Consider the following 11264-nt stretch of genomic DNA (forward strand, 5'->3'; position numbering starts at 1 on the left):
GAATAAGAGTCAATTTGTTTCTAAAAGTCCCCCAATTTTGGGGGATTTAGGGGGCGAGGATATCTGAAAGGTTTTTTGATACTGAATTTTGCCCCCCGATCAAGCCAATTTTGGGAGATTATGCCCCCCTAACCCCCCAATTTTGGGGGGAATAAGAGTCAATTTGTTTCTAAAAGTCCCCCAATTTTGGGGGATTTAGGGGGCTTGACAACCTACAATTAAGCTTCTTCTCGATATTTATTTACTCGCTCATTTGCCAGAGGTAAACATTGAGAAAAAAGACTGCAACCTCGACAACGAGGACTATAAACAGCCTGTGGAATAATCCCCGAATCCCACAACTTCAACACATCAGAAATAGTAGCGATCGCCTGATTTTTTAAATCGGTTGAAATTTGTACAAGTTGCCGTCGATGAGATTGAGCATAATAGATATAACCAGTATTAATAGTTTGCCCGGTCATCTCTTCTAAACATAAAGCTTGAGCGCAAACTTGTAATTCATCATTATCCCATTTTCCTTTTTTTCCCCGTTTATATTCCACTGGAAAAAACTCACCATTTTCAGCTTCGATTAAATCTGATTTGCCGATTAATTTATATTTTTCGGACTTTAACCAAACAGCACGAACTTGCCAAACATCTTCGCGGTTTTCTTCACCTAAAGTATGAACCCGGTCATGTAAAGTTGTACCTTCAATTGTGTATTGATTATCGACAAATTCTCCAGCACAAAACATCCGCCAAAAACGATGTGGACAATAACTATATTGATTCAAAGCAGCAATTGGAACATAATCAGTATTTTGCATAAAAAAAACTCAAATTTTAATAAGCAGTTATGCTTTTAAGAATTTTCTGATTGAAAAAAACAGGGATTAGGGAACAAGAAGTCAATAAGATGTTTAATTAATTTTGCATGGGAACTTAGTAGATATTCAGACTTAATTTATCGAGGATTTTTCTGTGATTGCGAGTCGAAATAGAGAAAATAACAAACTATTTATTACTGAATAATCTTTTTAATAATTATTAGCCCGTAGTATATTAATTATTCATATTTTGACTTCTCCCCTACTCCCCACACTTCCTACACTCCCTCTCTCCCCTACTCCCCTACTCGCTCACTCCCCTACTCCTTCTCCTCGTCATTCCCATTCCCATCGGAGTTTTTCTTCCCAAACCACAATAAATAGCAAAGTCAGCTAAAGCATTTATTTGTTTAATTTTTTCTGGTGGAATATCTCCAAAAATTCGATATGTCACCTCACCAACTACCCCAATAAACTTACTCCGAGAATCTGCAACGATTTCTGTATTAATATCGAAATAACTAGGATATATCGAGTCAAGTGGAATCTCAAAAAATTCCATTTCGCTATATTTATCCCAACGATTTAATAGAGAATTAAATACAGATTCTCTAGTTGGCATGGGCAAGTCGTAACTACCTTGTCGAAAACAAGTAGGAGTAGCAAAATTTAAAGTAATAATTCTCTGAGAGTCAGAAGCATTTTCGTAGATTTCTTGATAAGAAAAAGAAGTTGCCCAAGGTTGATTAGATTTAGCAGTACTTAGAATACTAATAATGTTTAAATTTGCCGGACCTAAATGCCAAGCTTGGTCGGCATTAATATTCAACCAAAGTTGAGTTAGTTCACCGAATAAATTGTCATCTAAAAGAGATATACGCCACCAACAATTAGTATCTGGTGGAATAAATTTTTTATGTTGCCATTGGAGGGCATGGCCGCGACTTTTTGAGGAGGGTTTTTTAGTTTGTAAAGGACTAACAGTAAAAGGTTTATTACCAGTAGCTTCATGGAGGCGATCGCCTAAATTTCTATCGACGGAACTAACTAAGGTTAAGAACAAAGCATGGAGATGTCTACCTGTTAGATATCCGGTAGGAATGGGAGATTTTGGTATGAGGTTGAGGACTAGACTATAGGGCATTGGAAGTTAAAAGTTAAAAGTAAGATTAAACTGTTGAAAATTAATTTATCTATCCGCCGTAACTCACCAATAAATAAGATGAAATTTTAGACAAGGACAGATAATATTTTCCGGTCTTGAAATTAGATGTTAGGTTTTCTCTTTTGGAGATACTCCGCAAAGATTACTCAACCTATTGTTCTAGATTTTTAGTATATGTAATTATTGCAGAGTGTTGTTCGCTATTATCTTGCTTAAGAAGTAATTTTTCATCTAAATTCTGAGTTTTGAGTTTAATAAAAATTCCTGGTAATTCTAAAAAACCTAACTCCTGCTGGTAATTATATTCCTGTTTCTCCTCAGGTATAAATACCTCATCGTTACTCTTATTTATTTTCACCAAAATATTTTTCTGATAAGCACATCCCCAACCCAAAGGTCGTAAACTCCAGCGAGTTTCTTCTTGATTATAATAACGTTCATAAATGTAAGTATTTGCATATTCATTACTTTCCTGTTCTTCTGTAGATTTTTTAATAAATAAACGGTTTATTGGTACAGTTACTTGAGGCATTTTATTAATATTTTCTCCGTGAGTCCCATCATCATAAACTAATGTAGCTGATGGAGTCCAACTCCGAGTAATTACTAATCCTTTTTTGTGCAATGGTTGACAGGCTAGGTCAGCACAATAAACATAATCATGGAGCATGGAAAATAGTTCTACAACTCGGTAGTCATTGACTTGTTGTGAACGAGAAATACATTCAGAAATTTTTTGAGAGTTAAATTGCTTATTAGATTTTAATTCCTTTAAAGTCTGTTGATATTTTTGCCAGCTATCTTGGTCAAGAGTATTAGCAAAATCTTGTATTTTTTTCCCAACAACTATAACTTTAGCATCAGGAATATTGCCTTTACGGTTACAACGACCTGCTCTTTGAATCAAATTTTCTGGTGAGCAAATTTCTGAAATTAATATCTGACTATTTAGATCGCATCCTACTTCAATTGCGCTAGTTGTTATTAAAATATAAGGCAAATTATGATTATCTCTATGTTTCAGTTTTTGATAAACTTCTGGTCTTTGATATTGGTCTAGTCTGCCGTGGTAAAGAAATATAAATTGTTTTTTTTTATCTATGTTGCTGCCTAATTCCTCTTTTGCTTGTTGATAAATTTGGACTGCATCTTTAACTGTTTCGACAACAGCAATAATACGAATATTAGCTCTAGCTTTTTTCCACTCTTCCAGTAATACTTCCTGAATTTCCTGACATAAAATTTCCTGATATTTCTCAGGTTGATTACCAATTTTTAGCTCTCTCCATTCAAAGTTTTTTTCTGGATGAGAATATTTGAGAGTTACCTGCTGAAATTCTTGGAGTTTTTCTGATTTTTCTGAATCATCTATATAGTCAATTACTGAATCGAAATAATCAAAATGTTCTAGGTGTTCGGGTGGCAAAGTAGCAGTCATTAAAACCAGCGATCGCCCTGCTTCATAGAGGGACTTTACTAAACTAGAAAAGTTGGTAAAAGCTATTGTTTCATAACTATGAGCTTCATCAAAACAAATGAGGGTTTTTTCTTGGTTAATTCTCAGGGGAAAAATGAAGGATTTTTGTTTGTCTCCGAAGGCAAAGTATCGGTAGAGAAATTTATCAATAGTTGTTAAAATTACATCTCCTTTATAAAGGTGACGGCGGAGATTAATTTTTCGATTTACTTCTTCACCATTTTGATAAACCTGCCTATACATTTGGGAACCTGTATCAATAACTAAAGAAAATTCTCGGTTTTGATTTTCTGGAAGTTGAGAGAATGTTTGGATATATTTGGCAATTCTTTCTTTTTGGTCGTCGATTAAACTTCGGGCAGGTAAAGGTAAAATTAAACGATAATTTTTGGCTAGGCTGGGAAATAAAATTGCTTCTAATTTTCCCGAACCAGTGGGACTTTTTAATAAAGTTGTAGGATGAGACTTTTCAAATATTTCCTCCCACATTTCTTTTTGCATTGGGTTAGGATTAAAATTTTCTCCTCCTAATTTTTTGTAGAAAGTTTCACAATTCCATTTGTCAGTAATATCTGGGGATTCATTTTGCTGAAGAGTTGCAATTTTTGGGATTTCTCTCGGCGGTTTTCCTCGATTATCTTTCCACCATTTTTCAACTAATTTATTAATTTCAATTTCTAGCTTTTCCGGACTATCTAATAATTTTTCCAGACTATTTTTATCTTCTCGACTTAACTTCATCGACCAGTAGACAAAAGATAATGGAAATTCTTGTTTTCCAAAAGGCCAAGGGTCAATTAAATATTTCCAATTACCATCATCTAATTTAGTAGTTGTAAAATCCATAAAAGCACGAGATTCTGCTTGTTCATCATTACCAATAATCCGACAAGCTAATTCTGCTTCTATCTGGTCACACATTTCTAAAATGTAAAGTTCCCTTCCATAAGCTAGAGAATCTTGAGTCAAAATATCTCGATACTCTGGCAATTTTTTTTGCAATTTATAACTATCTCGACAAATATCATTAACAGAAAAATCGTGATGACCTATTGCTAAAAGTTTTACCCAATCATTTGAACTTTCTGCTAAAAATCTATGACCTTTGAAAGAGTAAGCAAATTCCTGAAATTTTCCTTCTTTAGCCTTTTTTGCTTCTAACTTAAATCTGTAAGGTTTGCCAATATCGTGAATTTTTGCAGCTTCATCAACTCTTGTTTGAGATTTAAGTTTATCTGCTTCGTTATTGCCAGAAAAATCTTCAATATTCCATAATTTAACTAACCGCCTAACATTAGCAACATGGTTTCCCAATGGTTGAAAATAAATCTTGTCAGGAATAGTTTTAGATTCTTCTGAAAATGAAAAAAATACTCTCCCAAAATCATAAGCGCGTCCTTTAGACATAAATTTCTCCTTTCAATAAATCGACCAAATAAACAGGAATATAAATATTTCCCTGAGTGTAATATTCCAGAGTCACAGAACTATTTTTCCGATGATTAAAATAAGCAGCAACAAAAGGAATAAAACCATCAATTTTTGTCGCTTGCCTGTCCAAAAAACCCTCTAACTCATTATCAGTTTCCGCATTTTTTCCCCACTGATAACGATACATATTATAGATATCGCAACCACCTAAAAATTGACCGCTTTGTAATAACCCTTCCATTGGCACAATAGTGGAAGGAATAGCAGCAACAGTCTTTCTTTCCAACTCAATAATTTCCTCAGAAACTTCCGTCACCACTGCAAAACCTTCCTTCCCCAGTTTGCAACCATAAGCTTCCAAATTTTGAAAATGCTCTAACCCTTCTGGAGACTCAGCAACCACATAACCTACCAACTCCTCCGCAATTAAATATTCCCAAGTGTGGAGTTGAAAATTCGCTTTATCGTTATCCACATACAACCGAGAAAATGAATCATGGTTAAACTCCCGCATCCCTTTGCGATAAGTTGAATGTACTCCTTGGTAACTACCTACTATCGGGTACGCACCCAAAGCTAAATAACGGGGAGGCAAAGCAAAAATTGGTGGGTTTTCTTTATTGATGCGAGTTTCTGGAATTTCTAACCCCGCACTCATCATTCCTAACCGACGGAGAAAACCGGAAAGAGTTGTAGGGGGTACAAAAGGGTATGTGGCAATATTCAAAATTGATCCAGGCAAAATGCGAAAAGTCATTGCTGCCGTGGGTTGAATTTTTAGTTGGATGCAGTACATAAGGGAAGTCAAAATTTAAAAGTCAAAAGTTAAAAGTTAAAAGTAAGATTTTATAGGTTCAAAAAACCGTTTCACGGAAGTTATACCAACTTGAAAAAAGAATGCTACAAAAAGGTAGATATTGATCGGATATGCTGAAAAATAGCTGCTCCAGTTCATTTGAAATAGTTATCTCTATCTTTTTTCCCTTTTTTTAAATATTTAGGGTTTGCTGATTAAATCTTAAATAATTACCAGATAAAGGTTTTAGCCTTTTTAGGTATTGAAAAAGTACATGGTTTTCAGCTCTTCATGCTCAAAAAATTAGCATTTTTAGCGCATAGTTGGGCAAAAAAATTCTCCCCTACTCCCCCGCTCCCCTACACTCCTGACTCCTAGTTTATGTCTGTAAATGAGTATCAACAAAAAGAGCAGAATATTCTTGTAGTTTTTCTAGAGCAGCATCGCCGATCCAACGATCAAAGTGAGTTTGCTGAATATGTTCCGAATTAGTTTTAGGGTTTCCTGCTAAACGAGTAAACTCGGCGATCGCTCTTTGCGGGTTAGTTTCTGCTGGAGAAATAAGAGGCCGTTTACCACGGGGTACGAGATATTTATCTAATACTAATAGTGGCATCTCATCCGACTCAGCAATAGATACACCTTTGGGGTTGCCTGCACCCATACGCGGTAGCGAGTCGAGAAACCCATAAGCAACGGAGGCAAATTCTGTTTCGGTGACGCTGAGTGCGTGGTTGGAAATTGGGTAGAGAATACCGGGTTGGTTGTACTCTCGTTTAAAGGGAGTGGGTGTTTCCTCTTTTTGGTTGACTAAACGTGACGGGTGCATCGCTCGTTGTTTCTCTTGGGGATCTAACTCTTGCACTGCCACTCCACCGCCATGAGTAACTCGCCCAATGAGGGTGCGTTTTCCTGGTTTTAACGCTCCGTAAACTGCGCAAATTGGGCAATCAGTTTGAGCGCAAGTATCTGGAATGCCACATTTTTGTTTATCTCCCAGTAACTCCCCACTACTAACAGGTGCCCAGAGTAAACAACGACGCTCAACTCCACGACGTTTAGTGGGAGAAAGATAGCATTTTTCCAGCGATCGCTCTCTATTTTCTTCTACATCAAATACTGTTAGTTTTACTGTTTCAACTTTATTAACATTCACTTCTACTTCATGGCCAAAATATAATTCTTGGGAACTTTCTAATATTGCGTAAATATCAAAATGTAGACGAGGGTTTTTAGGGCTTGTTTTTGGTAAACCAGTAGTAGTTTGTGAGTCTGTTTTTTGTGATTTAGTAGCCATAATTATTTTTCTCCTGTGGATTTTATTTTAGTTGTAAGCATTCAGCTATTAGCTGTCAGCTATCAGCTCTTATGAGGAGGTTTAAATGAATATAGACTTTAAAGCCAACTTTGGTAGTAAGTATAAATTCGGCCTCAATTACTAAAGCTTTTATCTCAAACTAAAAGCTTTAGCTGTTTGCGTAGCATCCCGCAGGAAAGCACTGATGGCTGACAGCTGAATGCTTACTTTTAGTTTACGAACTAATTCGGGAAAACGAGTATAAAAAGAAAGTTTTAGTTGATAAGTTAATTCTTTCCAATCTTTATCTTGGTGATAAACATTTTTAGCTAAATAAGCATAAGCATTCAAAATATTATCCCTATAAGTAGTAGTTTGTGAATCTATTTTTTTCGCTTTAGTAACCATAATTATTTTTATCCTGTTGGTTTTGGTTTACGAACTAATTCGGGAAAACGAGTATAAAGAGAAAGTTTTAATTGATAAGTTAATTCTTTCCAATCTTTATCTTGGTTATAACCATTTTCAGCTAAATAAGCATAAGCATTCAAAATATCATCGCTATAAATAGTAATGAATTTTTGTTTCTTCTCATTCACTTCCTCTTTCCTAGAAACTCCCATGTTTTTGAGTAGTTCATTAGCTTGTTCGTAAATGAAGTAATTATCAGAATTACTATATAATCTACCTTGAACATTTTTTTTCTTTTCATCCCCTAAAGTCGCGTAGTAGCAAAAAGCAACTGCATCATCTACTTTTTCAATTAATTTACTAACTTCTCGCTCTACATCTTCTCGTTTCATAGTTTTTCTAGCGGTACTTTCTAGGGAACTTGCTAAGGCATAAGTCAAACCTGTTAAACCTGCTACATCTTTATATTTTTCTGCTTTAGATGGTTGTTCTTGTCTCATTATTTCATAATATTCTTTACGAGTTTTTTCTAATTCTCGACGCTCATTAATGCCGATAAATTTTGCCACTTTAGCGAGAGTATATTCTGCCATTATTGGTAAATGTTTCTCGACATAACGTACCGCATCGCCCAAGGTCATATTAATTTCTTTTCCCTCAATAATTATTGATTGACTATATCCCTCCATTAAACCTTTTATCAAAATTAAATGTCTGTTTGCTAAACCCATAGATTTACTACCTTGAGTAATCAATGAAAATTCAAAATCACCTAATACCTCCCTCGGAAAAAGAGATGCAACTTTAGCCAATGCATATTGTACTTTACCTAATTTTTTCGATGCAGAATCACGATTATTTGTTTGGTCAGAAGCTAATACTAAATACTTTCCGGCACTTAAATGCAGTTGTTTATTAGTTAGCATTCTCAGATAATCTTTAACCTTTTGTCTGAAAATTTCACTAGGTCTTTTCTTATCATCTTTTTCTCTTTCCTCAAGTTTTAAGATAATACTTTCATCCGTAACTTTTAGAGGAGAAGCAAAAGCTAATGCCGAACAAGAAGCACAGATAAAAGGTCTACCTTCTCCAGAAGAAGACTGACGACGCTGAGATGGTCTTTCAAACATGAATCTTAAAACTTGCCAACGTGCAGTTTTCGGGTCAAGTTTAATCCCACAACTATAACAAAATTCTTTACTATCATCTCCAGGCGATCGCCCTAATGAGAAATTAGGTTTTTCTGTTAATAATGGTTGTGGTAAAGATTCTTTTTGTCGATATTTTTCTAGTTCCCAATAATCTAATAAACGATACATTTCCAGAATACATTGAGTAAAAATATCCCCACGAGTAGAATTAATTTGATCAGTAGCAGTTTTTGTAAAATTTTTAGCTATATTATCAATTTTTTTGAACTTATCTGGATTTTCTTTCTTGTCTAACTTTACCAACTCAAAAGGATTCGACTTTGCCTTTTCAAACAGGTTAATTTTTTGCCTAACTGACTCTCTACTCAACCAAATCTTACCTTTCAATTTTTCTAATTCTCTATAAAGCTTATTTTGTTCTGTCTTCTTTAAATTTTGCTCTGTTAATTTAATTTCAATATTCTCTATTTCCTGCCAAAAAGTATTTTGTTCCTCCAATTTTTTACCAAATGATTTCTGAAAATATTCATTATATTTTTTTGCCTCCTTTAACTGCATTTCTTCTTTCTGCTTCAAATCACTTTCCTTAGACCTTCGCTCTTTATCATTCAAATTATTATTAGCTAGATTTTTTTCAATATTTTCAATTTGCTTTTGACGGTCTGTTTGCCTCTTCTCCACCTCTCGCACAACTGCCAAATACCAAGCAGCTAAAACATAAGATTGTTCCCTAGTGAAAATCGGTACATCTAGAGTGCTAAAACCTCTACCTGCTAAAGTAATACTATTCAACATAGCAATAAAAGTTTGAACTAATCCTGGCAAATTATGTTTTGTATCCCCATAGTCAGAAAAAGCCACATTTGTGAGAAACTTTTCCCATAATTTATTAAAATCAGGCAAATTTTCTGCACCAGGAATAAAAATAAAAATATGACTGTCGCTTTCATCCAAAACTATGATTTTATGTAACTTTTGTAAATATTCCAAAAAACGTTCAATAGCACTTTCTGTAGCCATTCGTGCTTGTAATTCTCCCGGCAGTGGCGACTTATATAAAATCTTTGTTTTACCAATAATTTTACATTCATAAAATACCCCATCGCCACTAATTTCAACTGCAAATGATAGAGGTTTTTCTAGTTTTGCTAAATTAAAATCTCTAGTTAATTTAGGATTGCCAAAAGTTTGAGCGATCGCCACCGCATCAGGATATTCTTTTTTGATAGTAGCTATTAGTTGTAACCTATTTTGACCAGAGATAATATTAGCAGCCAAAGCACTTAAAAGAATACTAATATTCTGATTTTCCATCTCCTTCAGAGTATTTGCTTTAGGAATTTCTGGAGATGGTAGTTGCCAATCATCAAATAAAGAAAGTTGTTTTCCTGTCATTCTTTTATCTCGTGTTTTAAGCTAGATATTAACTTAGTATTTTTTTCAAATATTTTCTGATTCTAATGAATTGATATAAGTAACAATCTGCTGAATAAAAATTGGAAATTTCTGTAAAATAATAGGAATAGCTGCAAATACTAAATGATGATTAATTTTTTGATATTGATGTACTAGACGATTTCTCATTCCTGCAGATTGTGCTAATTCTGCTGCTAATTCCTGAGTAATAATTCCTTGCCTTCCTGCTTCTATAAATAATTCAAAATAACTTTCTGGAGTTTTCTGATATATTTGTACAAGCAAATAACTATTAATATCTGAAGCTACTTCAACAATTAATTGAATAAGTCTTTCGGCAATCAGTTGCAGGTCAAAATTATTTAGATATTCATCTAAGCCAACAGATTCAAAACTTTGAAGACGGTCAAGATATTTCATCAAAAGTTCAATTCTTTTATTAATTACTTCTAGTTCCATCCTAATTAAACTCCCTTCTTTTGTAACCAGAGTTCAATACTTTTTCTCCGAGACTTACGAAACTTAGCTGTATCTGCATAAATTTTCCAAGCTTTCATCTGAAAATTGATAAAATCTCCCGAATTTTTTTCATAGATAAGTTTGCCATCTCGTGCCACATGAAAACTTAATAATGGGGAACAGCGATCGAGTTCCACAATATCAATAATGTCACTGTTAATTTGAAAAATATTGCCTAACTTTTCTGGAACTTCAAACCAAGTAAAAATATTATTTAGTATATAATTTTTGCGAACTTCTTCATCATAAAAGACAGCAAAATCCCAGTCACTTTGAGTATGAATATTGCCCTTAGCACGAGAACCAAATAATACTAAAATTTTGAGATAAGGAATTTTTTCTACTATTTGAGGAGAGAGTTTTTTTAAATCTGCAATGGATAATAAATTGTCTTGAGTCATTACATTTAACCTCTGTTATTTTATCTCAAGAGAAAGTCTGAGAAACAGGAGTAAAAAAAAATTTACTCCCAACTTCACTAGAAGTTTATCTAGACACAGATAGGTGTCAAGATTCTAAATCAAAGTCATTAGTATAATATTTGACTAGATTAACTGTCGGTACTCATGTTTCTGACCTTTAACACGACGCTTATCAAACTTATAACCCCGCTTTTTGAGTACATGAAAAGTTGCAGAAAACCGATGGCTAATTTTTTCCACCAGTTCTTCACTAGAATGCCAAAGACCATCAGACATGAATTTGAGCAAACGCTCTGGAAGACTCTCCATTATCTAAATTTCCTTAATAGGTTTACTACCAGACAATCCGTGCTAACCTATGAGATGC

Annotated in this window: 10 protein-coding genes; all 10 read right to left on the reverse strand. The window is 34.3% G+C overall.

Features of this window, described 5'->3' with window-relative positions:
• Positions 1-218: 218 nt before the first annotated feature.
• Positions 219-812, reverse strand: a complete 594-nt coding sequence (gene cas4, locus AC3DU7_RS10440) for a CRISPR-associated protein Cas4 (protein WP_488039286.1) — start codon at positions 810-812, stop codon at positions 219-221.
• Positions 813-1116: 304 nt separating this feature from the next.
• Positions 1117-1956: a CRISPR-associated endoribonuclease Cas6 gene (gene cas6 / locus AC3DU7_RS10445; RefSeq protein WP_488039287.1), complete on the reverse strand. Its 840-nt coding sequence runs from the start codon at positions 1954-1956 to the stop codon at positions 1117-1119.
• A gap of 172 nt (positions 1957-2128) precedes the next feature.
• Entirely contained in the window at positions 2129-4861 is a 2733-nt protein-coding gene (cas3, locus tag AC3DU7_RS10450; protein ID WP_488039288.1) for a CRISPR-associated helicase Cas3', read from the reverse strand.
• Positions 4854-5642, reverse strand: coding sequence for a hypothetical protein (locus AC3DU7_RS10455; protein ID WP_488039289.1), 789 nt, complete (start codon positions 5640-5642; stop codon positions 4854-4856). The genes cas3 and AC3DU7_RS10455 overlap by 8 nt, the downstream gene beginning before the upstream one ends.
• Before the next feature lie 418 nt (positions 5643-6060).
• Positions 6061-6978, reverse strand: a complete 918-nt coding sequence (locus AC3DU7_RS10460) for a hypothetical protein (protein WP_488039290.1) — start codon at positions 6976-6978, stop codon at positions 6061-6063.
• A 150-nt stretch (positions 6979-7128) separates the two neighbouring features.
• Positions 7129-7386, reverse strand: coding sequence for a hypothetical protein (locus AC3DU7_RS10465; RefSeq protein ID WP_488039291.1), 258 nt, complete (start codon positions 7384-7386; stop codon positions 7129-7131).
• An 8-nt stretch (positions 7387-7394) separates the two neighbouring features.
• Entirely contained in the window at positions 7395-9935 is a 2541-nt protein-coding gene (locus AC3DU7_RS10470; RefSeq protein WP_488039292.1) for a hypothetical protein, read from the reverse strand.
• 45 nt (positions 9936-9980) lie between these two features.
• Complete coding sequence (gene hepT / locus AC3DU7_RS10475) at positions 9981-10415, reverse strand: type VII toxin-antitoxin system HepT family RNase toxin (RefSeq protein WP_488039293.1); 435 nt, start codon at positions 10413-10415, stop codon at positions 9981-9983.
• 5 nt (positions 10416-10420) lie between these two features.
• Positions 10421-10876, reverse strand: coding sequence for a type VII toxin-antitoxin system MntA family adenylyltransferase antitoxin (gene mntA / locus AC3DU7_RS10480; protein WP_488039294.1), 456 nt, complete (start codon positions 10874-10876; stop codon positions 10421-10423).
• Positions 10877-11020: 144 nt separating this feature from the next.
• Complete coding sequence (locus AC3DU7_RS10485; protein WP_488039295.1) at positions 11021-11206, reverse strand: hypothetical protein; 186 nt, start codon at positions 11204-11206, stop codon at positions 11021-11023.
• Between the last annotated feature and the right edge of the window lie 58 nt (positions 11207-11264).

The organism is Okeania sp. (genome assembly GCF_983059655.1).

Bases quoted from the DNA above. Each gene is read 5' to 3' on its own strand.
- AC3DU7_RS10455 (WP_488039289.1), bottom strand. From the start codon at position 5,642: ATGACTTTTCGCATTTTGCCTGGATCAATTTTGAATATTGCCACATAC.
- AC3DU7_RS10485 (WP_488039295.1), bottom strand. From the start codon at position 11,206: ATGGAGAGTCTTCCAGAGCGTTTGCTCAAATTCATGTCTGATGGTCTT.
- AC3DU7_RS10460 (WP_488039290.1), bottom strand. From the start codon at position 6,978: ATGGCTACTAAATCACAAAAAACAGACTCACAAACTACTACTGGTTTA.
- cas6 (WP_488039287.1), bottom strand. From the start codon at position 1,956: ATGCCCTATAGTCTAGTCCTCAACCTCATACCAAAATCTCCCATTCCT.
- cas4 (WP_488039286.1), bottom strand. From the start codon at position 812: ATGCAAAATACTGATTATGTTCCAATTGCTGCTTTGAATCAATATAGT.
- AC3DU7_RS10465 (WP_488039291.1), bottom strand. From the start codon at position 7,386: ATGGTTACTAAAGCGAAAAAAATAGATTCACAAACTACTACTTATAGG.
- hepT (WP_488039293.1), bottom strand. From the start codon at position 10,415: ATGGAACTAGAAGTAATTAATAAAAGAATTGAACTTTTGATGAAATAT.
- AC3DU7_RS10470 (WP_488039292.1), bottom strand. From the start codon at position 9,935: ATGACAGGAAAACAACTTTCTTTATTTGATGATTGGCAACTACCATCT.
- cas3 (WP_488039288.1), bottom strand. From the start codon at position 4,861: ATGTCTAAAGGACGCGCTTATGATTTTGGGAGAGTATTTTTTTCATTT.
- mntA (WP_488039294.1), bottom strand. From the start codon at position 10,876: ATGACTCAAGACAATTTATTATCCATTGCAGATTTAAAAAAACTCTCT.